Below are 13,144 nucleotides of genomic sequence, written 5' to 3'. Positions count from 1 at the left end.
CGATGGCGGCGTGCGGCGCGCGCGCCGGCCGGCCCAGCAGGTAGCCCTGGCCGCAGGGAATGTCCAGGTCGCGCAGGGCGTGCAGCTCTTCCTGCGTCTCGATGCCCTCGGCCACCAGCGTGGTGCCGAACACGTCGGCGATGCCCTTGATGGCCTGCAGCATCTGCAGCTTCTCGGAATGCGCTGCGATGTCGCGGATGAAGTATTTGTCGATCTTCACGAAGCCGGGCTTCACCTCGGCCCACAGGCGCAGGCTGGAATGGCCGTCGCCGAAATCGTCCAGTGCCAGGCGGGCGCCCGCCGCGTGCACCTGTATGCCCGCACGGTGCGCGCGCAGCAGCAGTGGGTGGCGCGCGCGGGACACGATGGCGTGCACGTGGGGGCCTACCAGGTCGACCCCGTGGCGCGCACGGTGGACGGCCGCGCCTACGACCTGATCCTGGTGTTCTACGGCTGGGAACCGCAGGCCGCGTTTGCCGACGGCCTGGGCCTGGAACGCGATGCGCGCGGATATATCCGCACCGACGGCGCCACGGCCGAAACCAGTGTGCCCAATGTCTTTGCCATAGGCGAAGTGGCCAACCGCATGCACCCTTGCGTGGTTACGTCGCTGGCCGACGGGGTGGTTGCCGCCAAGGCCATCCAGCGCAGATGGGAACGCGCCGCCGGCCAGCCGGAGTCGGGTGTCTGACTCCCGCCAGGGTGTCAGACACCGTGGTGTGCGGATGGTCTGGCCATATTCGGTGTCTGGCACCCTGGCGGGAGCCAGACACCCGCCCAGAAGCAGGCAGCCCCCCAGCGTTGCGCTATTTCGCCGACAGCACGCAGTCCAGCGCGGCCGGCGCCGCCAACCGCACGTTGAAGGCGCGCAGTTCGTCGCGGCGGAACACGTGCACGGTGACGCGGTCGCCCGCGCGGTACTGGGCCAGCAGTATGTCCAGGCCGGCGGGCGGATCTACCCGCAGGCCGTCCACCGCCACCAGCACGTCGCCTGCCGACAGCCCGCCCTTGTGGGCGGCGCCGCCTTCCAGCACGGTAGCCAGCACCAGCGTTTCGCCCTGCTTGCGCGTGCGCACGTCCAGCGACGGAATGTTGACCGTGGGCTTCCATTGCATGCCGACGCCATGCGGCGCCAGCAGTTCGGCCAGCGGCACGTCGGCCGTGCCGTAGGCGTAGCGCGCCACGAAGCGCCGCACGTCCACGCCAGTGGCCTCGCGCACCAGGGCGGGCAGGGCGTCTTCGGGCAGCCCTTGTGGCTTGCCGCGATAGAAGTCGCGGCCATAGCGCTGCCACAGCAGCCGCATCACGTCGTCCAGTGAATGCGCGCCGCCGCTGTCGCGCCGGATGGCCAGATCCAGCCCCAGGGCCACCAGCGCGCCCTTGGTGTAGTAGCTGACCAGGGCGTTGGGCGAGTTCTCGTCTTGCTTGTAGTAGCGAGTCCAGGAATCGAACGAACTTTCCGCCACCGATTGCTTGTGGCGCCCGGGGGTGCGCGCCACGCTGGTGATGGTCTTGGCCAGCAGGCGCAGGTAGTCGGTCAGGCCGATGGCGCCTGAACGCAGCAGCATCAGGTCGTCGTAGTACGAAGTGAAGCCCTCGAACACCCACAGCAGCCGGGTCAGGTCGGGCTGCTGCAGGCCATACGGCACGAACGCCGCCGGCTTGATGCGCTTGACGTTCCAGGTGTGGAAGTATTCATGGCTGACCAGGCCCAGGAAGCCCCGGTAGCCTTCTCCCTGGCCTTGCTGGCCCGGCACCGGCAGGTCTTTGCGCGACGCCATCAGGGCCGTGCTGGCACGGTGTTCCAGGCCGCCGTGCCCGTCGCCCACCACCATGGTCATGAACACATAGCGGTCGCTGCTGTCCAGGAACGGCGCGCGCTTGCTGCGCGGCTCGAAAAACGCGATCTGGGCTTCGCAGATACGGCGCACGTCGGCGGCGATGCGCGCCAGGTCCAGCCTGGGCACCACGCCGGTGAACACCAGTTCGTGCTCGGCCCCGTGCGCGGTAAAGCGGGCCACCTGCGGCGTGCCCATTTCCACGGGGTGGTCGATCAGGGCGTCGTAGTCGGGCGCCAGGTACCGGCCGAAGCCATGGCGCCGCGCCGCGCCGGCGTGGCCGCGCGCTTCGGGCAGGCTGGTGTAGACCTTCCAGCCGTCGATGCCGCGCGGCGGCGCCAGGTCCAGCAGGCAGGGGCTGTGCTCCTGGCCTTCCACGCGCAGAAACACGCTGGTGCCGTTGAAAAAACCATGCGTTTCATCCAGGTGCGCGCCGCGCACCGATAAATCCCAGGCGTAGACGGTGTAGTCCACCTGTAGCGGCCCGTTGCAGGGTTCCACCTGCCAAGTGTGGTTGTCGAGCTTGGTGGCGCCCACCAGGCGGCCGGCCGCGCGGGCTTGCAGGGTCTCGATCTGCCGCGAGAAATCGCGGACCAGGTAGCTGCCGGGAATCCAGGCCGGCAGGGCCAGGCGCTGCCCCGCCGGATCGGGTTCGGCCACCGTCACGCGCACGCGGAAACGGTGTCCGGCGGGGTCATGGGGTTCCAGGCGGTAAATTACGGGTGTGTTCATTGCGCTATCTTACTTTCCTACGCTTAATTCTCCAGGAGACATTCATGAGCGAGTCGTTTGTGCTGGTCGAAACCCGCGGCCGTGTCGGGCTGCTGACGCTGAACCGCCCCAAGGCGCTCAATGCGCTCAACGATCAGCTCATGAACGAGCTGGGCGCCGCGCTGCTGGCCTTCGAGGCCGATGACAGCATCGGCGCGGTGGTGATCACCGGCAGCGAAAAGGCCTTCGCGGCCGGCGCCGACATCGGCGCCATGAAAGACTGGTCGTACATGGACGTGTACGGCAGCGAATACATCACGCGCAACTGGGAAACCCTGAAGCGCATCCGCAAGCCCGTCATTGCCGCGGTGGGTGGCTACGCCCTGGGCGGCGGCTGCGAACTGGCCATGATGTGCGACATCATCATTGCGGCCGAGAGCGCCAAGTTCGGCCAGCCGGAAATCAAGCTGGGCGTCATTCCCGGCGCCGGCGGAACGCAGCGCCTGCCGCGCGCGGTGGGCAAGGCCAAGGCCATGGACCTGGCCCTGACGGCGCGCATGATGGGCGCCGAGGAAGCCGAGCGCGCGGGCCTGGTGTCGCGCGTGGTGCCCGCCGCGAAGCTGCTGGACGAGGCCATCGAGGCAGCCACCGTCATTGCATCCATGTCGCTGCCGTCGGTAATGATGGCCAAGGAATGCGTCAACCGCGCCTTCGAGGGTTCGTTGAACGAAGGCCTGCTGTTCGAGCGCCGCGTCTTCCACTCGCTGTTCGGCACCGCGGACCAGAAAGAGGGCATGGCCGCGTTCATGGAGAAACGCACGCCCGAGTTCAAGCACAAGTAACGCTTGTTAGCCGGGCTTGGGCAGGTATCCTGCCCGGCCACGAGGAAGCGCAGGGGAAGGTCGGGGACAGATGGTTGCCGGCTGTAACCTTTAGGTTGCACCTTGTTGCAGCGTCCCAGCTATCCTGGAACGGCGTTATGTCGAAGAGGCCGTCCCGCGTGGCGGGATGGCTGGCTCGTTTGCCAACAACGAACAAGGAGCCCTCAATGCATCGTCGTCCCTTTACCCCAGGCCGCCGCTGGCCCCAGGCCGTGCTGGCCGGCGCGCTGGGCGCCTGCTTTGCCTGCGCCGCCCTGGCCCAGACCCCCTACCGGCAACCGCAGCCGTCCATGCGGCTGGTGTCCGAAACCCCTGTTCCCTCCGCGCGCGCCGCCGTGTCGGCGGAAGAACTGCAGGACATTGCCGTCGACGCCTATCTGTACGCCTATCCCATGGTGCTGATGGAAGCCACGCGGCGCGCATCGACCCAGGTGCAGACCTCGCTGGCGGGCAAGGCGCCCATGAACCAGTTCGGCCATCGCACCGTGTTCCCCGACCCCGGCAGCACGGACGTGGCCTGGCCCAGTACCGACATGCTGTATTCCAGCCTGTGGTACGACGTGTCGCGCCAGCCGTTGATGGTGCGCATTCCCGATTCGGGCGGCCGCTATTACGCGGTGTCGCTGTTGGACATGTGGACCGACGAGTTTGCCTCGCGCGGCACCCGCACCACGGGCAATGGCGAACAAACCTTCGTCATCGTCGGCCCGCATTGGCAAGGCACGGCGCCCTTCGGCGCGGAAGTGGTGCGCAGCCCCACCAACATGGGCTGGCTGCTGGCCCGCATCCAGACCGGCGGGTCGGCCGAGTATGGCGCCGTCAACCAGTTCCAGGCCGGCATGACCGCCTCGCCCATGGCCGTGGCGCCGCCTCCCGTCACCCCGGTGACACCGCCGCGCCGCGGGGCCGCCAAGCCGGCCGTCTGGCCGCAAAGTCCGTCCAGCCCCGGCTATACGCCAGTGGGGGCGCCTGGCATGGCCGTGCCGCCACCGTCGCCCATGGCCTCGTCGATCACCTGGAATGCCCAGGGGTCGCCCGGCCAGCAAGTGGCGGCCATGGATCCGGCCACCTACTTCACGCTGTTCGCCGAACTGATGCGCACCAACCCGCCGCATGACAATGACCACGCCATGCTGTCGCGCATGCAGCGCATCGGCCTGGCGGGCCCGCAGCCGTTTGCGTACAACCGGCTGGACCCTGCCGTGCAGCAGGCGCTGGCCGAGGCGCAGCCGGTGGCCGGGCGCCGCATTGCCGATGCGGTGCAGCGGCTGGGCACGCCCATGAACGGCTGGAACACGGTGCTGACCGGCATCGGCACTTATGGCACCGACTACACGCGCCGCGCCGCCATCGCGTATGCGGGGCTGGGCGCCACCACGCCGCACGACGCGCTGTATCCGGTGACCATGATCGACGACGACGGCGAACTGCTGCGCAGCGATGAAGACTACGTGCTGCACTTCGACAAAGGTCAGTTGCCGCCGGTCAATGCGTCATGGTCGTTGATTCTGTATAACGCCCAGAACGCCCTGGCTCCCAACCGCATCGGCCGCTATGCCCTGCGCAGCACCGATCCCCTCAAGTACAACGCCGACGGCTCGCTCGACATCTACATCTCGCGCGACGACCCCGGCCGCGACAAATCGTCGAACTGGCTGCCGGCACCCGACCAGGGCAACTTCCTGCTGAACATGCGCCTGTACTGGCCCAAGGACATCGCGCTGGACGGCAACTGGGCCCCGCCCCCGGTCCAGGAAGACTGACCCGCCGCGCGCGGCGGCCTGCCGCAACGGCCGGCCCGCCTGGCCGCGCCCATTAAACCGGCGCCGGACTGATCCGGCGCCGGTTTCTTCATTTGCCCGGTCAAAAAAAAACACGCTATACTCTACGGGTTTGACGCTTGCGGGATAAAAACACGTGGTGGACTCACCGCGCCCGTCTTTACCGCAGGAGCGGGGAAGCCTGATGCAAAGCCTGGTAGAACACAATCCGGTGCTTACCGATGCCGATCGCGCGGCACTGAATGCTCAAGCTTGCCGTGGGCTCTTGCGGGTATTGGCGGCGCAGGGTGCCATGGGGCTCGCGGCGGCAGCGATCGCAGGGATCATTGCGGGGGCGGCGGCAGGTTTGTCGGCGTTGGCGGGGGCAGGGGCATATTTCATACCCAATGCGTTGTTTGCATTGCGCTTGCTGGTCGGCGTGCTCAAGTCAGGTCAAGCCAGTCCCGTTACTTTTTTCCTTGGTGAGATGATCAAGCTGCTCATGACGGCGCTGCTGTTGTGGCTGCTGTCTTATGTGGCGCAGGCTTGGCTGATATGGCCGGCGGTGCTGCTGGGGCTGGTCTTCACACTGAAGGGCTATTTCCTGCTGTTGTTGTTTCGCAAGTTGTCATAGCTGCTTAGAAATCATGCAACGGCCGGCTCGCAAGGGTCCGGCCACACAGCAAACAGGGTAGGGTTCAAATGGCTGCTGCCAGCGACGTATCGCCTCAGTCCGCGTATATTCAGCACCACCTGGTGCACCTGAACAATATTGGCGAAAAGCAGTCCGCCATCGCGCAGTTCAACGTCATCAACTATGACTCGTTGTTCTGGTCTGCGCTCACGGGCCTGGTCGTGGTTGGCTTCCTGTGGCTGGCCGCCCGCCGCTCCACCGCTGGCGTCCCTGGCCGCTTCCAGTCCTTCGTCGAAATGATCGTCGACATGGTCGACGAACAGGCCAAGGGCATCATCACCAACGCCAAAAGCCGCCTGTTCGTGGCTCCGCTGGCCCTTACCGTCTTCCTCTGGATCGTCCTGATGAACGCGCTCGACCTGCTGCCGGTCGATCTGCTGCCGTCGTTCTGGCGCGTCACCGGCCTGGGCGCGCACCACGGCGATCCCATGTACTACCACCGCATTCTGCCCACCGCCGACCTGAACGTGCCCATGGGCATGTCCATGGGCGTGCTGCTGCTGATGTTCTACTACGGCATCAAGATCAAGCACCCCGGCGGCTTCATCAAGGAACTCTTCACCGCCCCCTTCCATGCCCATGGCATCGGCGCGGTGCTGCTGGCCCCCGCCAACCTGCTGCTCAACCTGATCGAATACGCCGCCAAGTCGGTGTCGCTGGGCATGCGGTTGTTCGGCAACATGTTCGCCGGCGAACTCGTGTTCATGCTCATCGCCCTGCTGGGCGGTGCCTGGACGGGCCTGAACGCCGCCAGTATCGGCCTGGGCATCGGTCATGTGCTTGCTGGTTCCATCTGGGCCATCTTCCACATCCTGATCGTGTTGTTGCAGGCATTTATCTTCATGATGCTGACGCTGGTGTACATCGGCCAGGCTCACGAAGGGCATTGACCCCTTTTTCCCGGTACGGGCGCCACGCCCGCGCCGGGGCGCAAGATTCTCTTGCATACCTAGCAGTTCCGTTTTCTTACAATTTGACTTCAGATTTCTAACCAAGGAGTTGTCATGACCAACGTCGCTTTCGTTGCTCTCGCTTGCGGTCTTATCATCGGTCTGGGCGCTATCGGCGCTTGCATCGGCATCGCACTGATGGGCGGCAAGTACCTGGAAGCTTCGGCTCGTCAGCCTGAACTGATGAATGCGCTGCAAACCAAGATGTTCCTGCTGGCTGGCCTGATCGACGCGGCGTTCCTGATCGGCGTGGGTATCGCCATGCTGTTCGCCTTCGCCAACCCGTTCGTGGGCTAAGCCCGGCGGTTCATGGCAACGCCCGCCAGAGCAACGGCGGGCTTGACGCCGACGGTAGCGGAATCCCTCCGCTGCATGTCGGCAAAGTATCGAGAGCTCCGCGACGCCTTTGGTGCGGCCGGAGCCGCAAGGTGTTAAAGGAACGACCGTGAATCTGAACGCGACGATCTTTTTCCAGATGCTCGTGTTCTTCGTTCTGGGCTGGTTCACGATGAAATTCGTGTGGCCGCCCCTGACGAAGGCGATGGACGAGCGCCGCCAAAAAATCGCCGACGGCCTGGCCGCCGCCGAGAAGGGCAAGGCCGATCTGGCCCAAGCCCAAGCGCGCGTCAGTCTGATCGAGGCTTCTGCCAAATCCGAAAACCATGCCCGCATCATCGAGGCCGAAAAGCAGGCCGCCTCCCTGATCGAGCAGGCCCGCCGCGAAGCTGAAGCCGAGCGCGCCCGCATCGTCGCCCAAGCGGCGCAAGATGCCGCGCAGGAAGTCCAGCGTGCCCGCGATTCGCTGCGCGACGACGTCGCCGCGCTGGCCGTCAAGGGTGCTGAACAGATCCTCAAGCGCGAGGTTGACGCCCGCGCACACGCCGAGCTGCTCACCCAGCTCAAGGCGCAGCTTTAATCCAGGAACGCCATGGCTGAACTTTCCACTGTTGCCAGGCCTTACGCCGAGGCGCTTTTCAGTGCGGCACGCGACGACAAGGCCGGTTTGTCGGCCTGGGCCGATCAAATCGCGGGGCTGGCCCAACTGGCTGCCCTGCCCGACGTTCGCGAGGCAATGTCCGACCCGCGGCTGGGCGATGAACAACGCGTCCAGTTGTTCGCCGGCCTGGTCAAGGCCGAACTGCCCCAGGCCGTCCGCAACTTCGTCGAACTGCTGGTGGCCAACGACCGGCTGCTGTTGCTGCCCATCATCGCCAAGCAATTCGTCGAACTGAAAAATCGTCACGAAGGCACGGCGCAGGCGGAAATCACCAGCGCGTTCGAACTCAGCGATGCCCAGGTCAAAGAACTGATCGACGCGCTCGAAACCAAGTTCGGTCTCAAGCTCAAGGCCAATGTCACGGTCGACAAGTCGCTGATCGGCGGCGTGCGCGTGGCGGTTGGCGACCAGGTGCTCGATACTTCCGTACAAGCCCAATTGGCCCGCTTGCGGGATACGCTGGCCGCTTGACGCGCGCACGGCCAGACAAACAGGATTCCAGGAGTCAATATGCAACTCAATCCCTCCGAGATCAGCGAACTGCTCAAGAGCCGCATCGAGGGCCTGGGCGCTTCGGCTGACATTCGTACCCAAGGCACCGTGGTCTCGGTGACCGACGGTATTACCCGCATCCACGGCCTGTCCGACGTGATGCAGGGCGAAATGCTCGAATTCCCCAACAACGTCTTCGGCGTGGCGCTGAACCTCGAGCGCGACTCCGTTGGCGCCGTGATTCTGGGCGACTACACGGGCGTTTCCGAAGGCGACCAGGTCAAGACCACCGGCCGCATTCTCGAAGTGCCGGTCGGCCCCGAACTGAAGGGCCGCGTGGTCAACACGCTGGGCGTGCCCATCGACGGCAAGGGCCCCATCGACACCAAAGAAAGCGACATCATCGAAAAAGTGGCGCCCGGCGTTATCGCCCGCCGCTCGGTGTCCCAGCCGCTGCAAACCGGCATCAAGGCCATCGACTCGATGGTGCCCATCGGCCGTGGCCAGCGCGAACTGATCATCGGCGACCGCCAAACGGGTAAAACCGCCGTCGCCGTGGACACCATCATCAGCCAGAAGGGCAAGGGCGTCACCTGCGTGTACGTCGCCATCGGCCAGAAGGCGTCCACCATCAACAACGTGGTGCGCAAGCTCGAAGAGCACGGCGCCATGGAATTCACCATCGTCGTGGCCGCCTCGGCCTCGGACTCGGCCGCCATGCAGTACCTGGCCGCCTACGCCGGCTGCACCATGGGTGAATACTTCCGCGATCGCGGCGAAGACGCCCTGATCATTTACGACGACCTGACCAAGCAAGCCTGGGCCTACCGCCAAGTGTCGCTGCTGCTGCGCCGTCCGCCGGGCCGCGAAGCCTACCCCGGCGACGTGTTCTACCTGCACTCGCGCCTGCTGGAACGCGCCGCGCGCGTCAACGAAGAGTACGTCGAGAAGTTCACCAACGGTGCCGTCAAGGGCAAGACCGGCTCGCTGACCGCGCTGCCGATCATCGAAACCCAGGCGGGCGACGTGTCGGCCTTCGTGCCGACCAACGTCATCTCCATTACCGACGGCCAGATCTTCCTGGAAACCGACCTGTTCAACGCCGGTGTCCGTCCCGCCATCAACGCCGGTATTTCGGTGTCGCGCGTGGGTGGTGCCGCCCAGACCAAGGTCGTCAAGAAGCTGTCGGGCGGTATTCGTACCGACCTGGCACAGTACCGTGAACTGGCCGCCTTCGCCCAATTCGCCTCCGATCTCGACGACGCGACCCGTCGCCAGCTCGAGCGCGGCAAGCGTGTGGTGGAACTGCTGAAGCAGCCCCAGTACCAGCCGCTGCAAGTGTGGGAACTGGCCATCACGCTGTACACGGTGAACAACGGCTACCTGGACGACGTGGACGTGGCGCAGGTCCTGGCCTTCGAAAAGTCGCTGAAAGATCAGCTCAAGGCGAAGCATGCCGGCCTGATCCAGCGCATCGAAGACACCAAGGAACTGTCCAAGGACGACGAAGCCGAACTGGCCGCCGCCATCCAGGATTTCAAGAAGCACGGTGCTTTTTAAGGCAATGTCTGGCGTAGCGGCGGGCTTCGCGCCCGCCCTACGGTAGGGCGGGGCGAGCCCCGGCCGCAACCCCGCCAAGCCGTTACAACAGGAAAGCGCAATGCCCGGAATCAAGGAAATCCGAACCAAGATCAAGAGCGTGCAAAACACGCGCAAGATCACCAAGGCGATGGAAATGGTCGCTGCATCCAAAATGCGCAAGGCGCAGGACCGGATGCGCGCGGGTCGTCCGTACGCCACCAAGGTGCGCGAGATCGCCGCGCACCTGATGCAGGCCAACCCCGAATACAGCCACCCGTACTTGGTCGAACGCGAGGTCAAGGCGGTGGGCGTGGTGCTGGTTACCACCGACAAGGGTCTGTGCGGCGGCCTGAACACCAACATCAGCCGCGTGACGCTGGCCAAGCTGAAAGAATTCGATCAGCGCGGCATCCGCGTGCAGACCACCGCGTTCGGCAACAAGGGCCTGGGCCTGCTTACCCGCCTGGGCGCCAAACTGGTTTCGCACGAAGTGCAACTGGGCGACAAGCCCGACCTCGACCGCCTGCTGGGCGCCATCAAGGTCCAGCTCGACGCTTACTTGAACGGCGAAATCGACGCGCTGTACGTGGCCGCCACGCGCTTCGTGAACACCATGAAGCAAGAGCCGGTGTTCCTGCGCCTGCTGCCGCTGGCCAGCGGCTTGGACGATCCCTTCCAGACGGGCGCCGACACGCTGGCCGAAATCAGCGAGGTCAAGTCGAACTACAGCTGGGACTACATCTACGAGCCCGATGCCAAGAGCGTGATCGACGACCTGTTGCAGCGTTACGTCGAAGGTCTGCTGTACCAGGCCGTGGCCGAGAACATGGCCTCGGAACAGTCGGCCCGGATGGTCGCCATGAAGGCAGCATCGGACAACGCCAAGAAGGTCATCGGCGAACTGCAGCTGGTCTACAACAAGACCCGCCAGGCGGCGATCACCAAAGAAATTTCGGAAATCGTAGGGGGCGCGGCCGCCGTCTAGGCTGCTTGCAACCCGTCAAAAAGCTATCAAGCAAGGAATCGACATGAGCAACGGAACCATCGTTCAGTGCATCGGCGCCGTGGTGGATATTCAGTTCCCCCGCGATCAAATGCCCAAGATCTACGAAGCGCTTACCCTGGCCGACGAGTCTTCGCCGTTTGCCGAAAAGGGCCTGACGCTGGAAGTGCAGCAACAGCTGGGCGACGGCGTGGTGCGTACCATTGCGCTGGGCTCCAGCGACGGCCTGCGCCGCGGCATGAAGGTCGTGGGCACGGGCGCCCCGATCTCGGTGCCCGTGGGCCACGGCACCCTGGGCCGCATCATGGACGTGCTGGGCCGTCCCATCGACGAAGCCGGCCCCATCGCCTCGGAAGAAAAGCGCGCCATCCACCAGCAGGCTCCCCGTTTCGACGAGCTGTCGCCGTCGGTGGAACTGCTGGAAACCGGCATCAAGGTTATCGACCTGGTGTGCCCGTTCGCCAAGGGCGGCAAGGTCGGCCTGTTCGGCGGCGCCGGCGTGGGCAAGACCGTCAACATGATGGAACTGATCAACAACATCGCCAAGCAGCACAGCGGCTTGTCGGTGTTCGCCGGTGTGGGCGAACGTACCCGTGAAGGCAACGACTTCTACCACGAAATGGAAGAGTCGAAGGTGCTGGACAAGGTGGCGATGGTGTTCGGCCAGATGAACGAGCCCCCGGGCAACCGCCTGCGCGTGGCCCTGACCGGCCTGACCATGGCCGAGAAGTTCCGCGACGAAGGCCGCGACATCCTGTTCTTCGTCGACAACATCTACCGCTACACCCTGGCCGGTACCGAAGTGTCGGCGCTGCTGGGCCGTATGCCTTCGGCCGTGGGCTACCAGCCGACGCTGGCCGAAGAAATGGGCGTGCTGCAAGAGCGCATTACGTCCACCAAGACGGGTTCCATTACGTCGATCCAGGCCGTGTACGTGCCCGCCGACGACTTGACCGACCCCTCGCCCGCCACCACCTTCCAGCATTTGGATTCCACCGTGGTGCTATCGCGCGACATCGCCGCGCTGGGTATCTACCCGGCCGTGGACCCGCTGGATTCCTCCAGCCGCCAGCTCGACCCGCAAGTCGTGGGCGAAGAGCACTACGGCGTGGCCCGTGGCGTGCAGCAAACCCTGCAACGCTACAAGGAACTGCGCGACATCATCGCCATTCTGGGCATGGACGAACTGTCGCCCGATGACAAGCAAGCCGTGGCCCGCGCGCGCAAGATCCAGCGCTTCCTGTCGCAGCCGTTCCACGTGGCCGAAGTGTTCACGGGTTCGCCTGGCAAGTACGTGCCGCTGGCCGAGACCATCCGCGGTTTCAAGATGATCGTCGACGGCGAATGCGATGCCTTGCCCGAGCAGGCCTTCTACATGGTCGGCACCATCGACGAAGCCTTCGAGAAGGCCAAGAAACTGCAATAAGGAGCTCACATGGCTACCCTGCAAGTGGATGTCGTCAGCGCAGAAGAAGCGATCTTCGCCGGTGAGGCGAAGTTCGTGACGCTGCCTGGCGAAGCGGGCGAGCTGGGCATCCTGCCCGGCCACACCCCGCTGATTTCGCGCATACGCCCCGGCACGGTCAAGATCGTTCGCCCCGATGGAGGCGAGGAAAACATCTTCGTCGCCGGGGGTATCCTGGAAGTGCAACCGGGCATGGTCACCGTGCTGGCCGATACGGCCATCCGTGCCGCCGACCTGGACGAAGCCCGTGCCGTGGCGGCGCGCGAAAAGGCCGAAGAGGCCCTGCGCAATGCCAAGGACAAGGCCGACATCGCGGTGGTGGAAGCCGAGCTGGCCATGCTGGCGGCGCAAGCCGTGGCGGCCCGCAAGCTGCGCCAGACCCGCAGCACGCACTAAAGCAGTCAGTTCGCGCGCCAGCGGCATCGGCGTGTGCAAGGCAAAAGGCGGCCCTGGCCGCCTTTTGCTTTTATCAGTACAAACCGTAGTGCGATAACTGCGAATATCTGCAGGCTGATGTGACGCGTACGCTACTTTCCTTGCGTATGTTTCAAGGAGCCTGCCTTGCGCGAAACTCTCGATTGCGCGGTGCTGATGGCCCCGGGCCACGAAGCCTGGGTGCGTGCCTGGGCTGAACCCCAGCCTGGTCCCACCGACCGCCTGCGCCTGCACGTGCAGGAACTTTCCATGCTGGCGCCCGGCGCGCCCGATTCCCGCCTGCTGGCACGCGCCCGCCTGGCCCTGCGGCGCTTCGACGGCTGCGTGCTGCCCGTGG

At 65.0% G+C, this 13,144-nt stretch carries 12 protein-coding genes and 3 pseudogenes; 13 read left to right on the top strand and 2 right to left on the bottom strand.

Going from position 1 to position 13,144, the window contains the following annotated elements:
• Positions 1-313 (bottom strand): annotated as a pseudogene (locus tag LPZ50_RS13360) (EAL domain-containing protein); the annotation flags it as partial.
• On the opposite strand from LPZ50_RS13360, the pseudogene LPZ50_RS13355 reads away from it, so the two are divergent.
• Positions 293-691, top strand: a pseudogene (locus tag LPZ50_RS13355) (FAD-dependent oxidoreductase); the annotation flags it as partial. The pseudogenes LPZ50_RS13360 and LPZ50_RS13355 overlap by 21 nt on opposite strands.
• Before the next feature lie 115 nt (positions 692-806).
• On the opposite strand, the gene LPZ50_RS13350 reads toward LPZ50_RS13355, so the two are convergent.
• Entirely contained in the window at positions 807-2,570 is a 1,764-nt protein-coding gene (locus LPZ50_RS13350) for a M61 family metallopeptidase (protein ID WP_230661967.1), read from the bottom strand.
• Between the two features lie 44 nt (positions 2,571-2,614).
• On the opposite strand from LPZ50_RS13350, the gene LPZ50_RS13345 reads away from it, so the two are divergent.
• From LPZ50_RS13345 to LPZ50_RS13290, 12 genes and pseudogenes are all read left to right on the top strand, one after another.
• Complete coding sequence (locus tag LPZ50_RS13345) at positions 2,615-3,391, top strand: enoyl-CoA hydratase (protein ID WP_230661966.1); 777 nt, start codon at positions 2,615-2,617, stop codon at positions 3,389-3,391.
• 206 nt (positions 3,392-3,597) lie between these two features.
• Complete coding sequence (locus LPZ50_RS13340) at positions 3,598-5,193, top strand: DUF1254 domain-containing protein (protein WP_230661965.1); 1,596 nt, start codon at positions 3,598-3,600, stop codon at positions 5,191-5,193.
• 202 nt (positions 5,194-5,395) lie between these two features.
• A complete protein-coding gene (locus LPZ50_RS13335; RefSeq protein WP_230661964.1) occupies positions 5,396-5,824 on the top strand; it encodes an ATP synthase subunit I in 429 nt (142 codons plus the stop codon).
• A gap of 68 nt (positions 5,825-5,892) precedes the next feature.
• Complete coding sequence (atpB, locus tag LPZ50_RS13330; protein WP_230661963.1) at positions 5,893-6,774, top strand: F0F1 ATP synthase subunit A; 882 nt, start codon at positions 5,893-5,895, stop codon at positions 6,772-6,774.
• Positions 6,775-6,888: 114 nt separating this feature from the next.
• On the top strand, positions 6,889-7,131 hold the full coding sequence (atpE, locus tag LPZ50_RS13325; RefSeq protein ID WP_003815363.1) for a F0F1 ATP synthase subunit C: 243 nt from the start codon (positions 6,889-6,891) through the stop codon (positions 7,129-7,131).
• Between the two features lie 148 nt (positions 7,132-7,279).
• Positions 7,280-7,750, top strand: a complete 471-nt coding sequence (locus tag LPZ50_RS13320; RefSeq protein ID WP_230661962.1) for a F0F1 ATP synthase subunit B — start codon at positions 7,280-7,282, stop codon at positions 7,748-7,750.
• A gap of 12 nt (positions 7,751-7,762) precedes the next feature.
• Positions 7,763-8,302, top strand: coding sequence for a F0F1 ATP synthase subunit delta (locus LPZ50_RS13315; protein ID WP_230661961.1), 540 nt, complete (start codon positions 7,763-7,765; stop codon positions 8,300-8,302).
• A gap of 39 nt (positions 8,303-8,341) precedes the next feature.
• Positions 8,342-9,883 (top strand): F0F1 ATP synthase subunit alpha, encoded by a 1,542-nt coding sequence (atpA, locus tag LPZ50_RS13310; RefSeq protein WP_230661960.1) that lies wholly within the window; start codon positions 8,342-8,344, stop codon positions 9,881-9,883.
• A 100-nt stretch (positions 9,884-9,983) separates the two neighbouring features.
• Positions 9,984-10,889, top strand: a complete 906-nt coding sequence (gene atpG, locus LPZ50_RS13305) for a F0F1 ATP synthase subunit gamma (protein ID WP_230661959.1) — start codon at positions 9,984-9,986, stop codon at positions 10,887-10,889.
• A gap of 43 nt (positions 10,890-10,932) precedes the next feature.
• The gene (gene atpD, locus LPZ50_RS13300; RefSeq protein WP_230661958.1) at positions 10,933-12,333 is read left to right on the top strand and encodes a F0F1 ATP synthase subunit beta; all 1,401 of its coding nucleotides are present in this window, start codon (positions 10,933-10,935) and stop codon (positions 12,331-12,333) included.
• A gap of 9 nt (positions 12,334-12,342) precedes the next feature.
• Positions 12,343-12,768, top strand: coding sequence for a F0F1 ATP synthase subunit epsilon (locus LPZ50_RS13295; RefSeq protein WP_230661957.1), 426 nt, complete (start codon positions 12,343-12,345; stop codon positions 12,766-12,768).
• Between the two features lie 165 nt (positions 12,769-12,933).
• Positions 12,934-13,144, top strand: a pseudogene (locus tag LPZ50_RS13290) (hypothetical protein); the annotation flags it as partial.

Source organism: Bordetella petrii (assembly GCF_020991325.1).
Lineage (GTDB): Bacteria > Pseudomonadota > Gammaproteobacteria > Burkholderiales > Burkholderiaceae_B > Bordetella_A > Bordetella_A petrii_E.
The sequence above is the reverse complement of the archived record's forward strand: the minus strand, read 5'-3'. Positions and strand labels throughout refer to the sequence as shown.

What these genes read in the sequence shown, in the direction of transcription:
- atpG (WP_230661959.1), top strand. Translation starts at nt 9,984, where the DNA reads ATGCCCGGAATCAAGGAAATCCGAACCAAGATCAAGAGCGTGCAAAAC.
- LPZ50_RS13345 (WP_230661966.1), top strand. Translation starts at nt 2,615, where the DNA reads ATGAGCGAGTCGTTTGTGCTGGTCGAAACCCGCGGCCGTGTCGGGCTG.
- LPZ50_RS13315 (WP_230661961.1), top strand. Translation starts at nt 7,763, where the DNA reads ATGGCTGAACTTTCCACTGTTGCCAGGCCTTACGCCGAGGCGCTTTTC.
- atpB (WP_230661963.1), top strand. Translation starts at nt 5,893, where the DNA reads ATGGCTGCTGCCAGCGACGTATCGCCTCAGTCCGCGTATATTCAGCAC.
- atpD (WP_230661958.1), top strand. Translation starts at nt 10,933, where the DNA reads ATGAGCAACGGAACCATCGTTCAGTGCATCGGCGCCGTGGTGGATATT.
- atpA (WP_230661960.1), top strand. Translation starts at nt 8,342, where the DNA reads ATGCAACTCAATCCCTCCGAGATCAGCGAACTGCTCAAGAGCCGCATC.
- LPZ50_RS13340 (WP_230661965.1), top strand. Translation starts at nt 3,598, where the DNA reads ATGCATCGTCGTCCCTTTACCCCAGGCCGCCGCTGGCCCCAGGCCGTG.
- atpE (WP_003815363.1), top strand. Translation starts at nt 6,889, where the DNA reads ATGACCAACGTCGCTTTCGTTGCTCTCGCTTGCGGTCTTATCATCGGT.
- LPZ50_RS13295 (WP_230661957.1), top strand. Translation starts at nt 12,343, where the DNA reads ATGGCTACCCTGCAAGTGGATGTCGTCAGCGCAGAAGAAGCGATCTTC.
- LPZ50_RS13350 (WP_230661967.1), bottom strand. Translation starts at nt 2,570, where the DNA reads ATGAACACACCCGTAATTTACCGCCTGGAACCCCATGACCCCGCCGGA.
- LPZ50_RS13335 (WP_230661964.1), top strand. Translation starts at nt 5,396, where the DNA reads ATGCAAAGCCTGGTAGAACACAATCCGGTGCTTACCGATGCCGATCGC.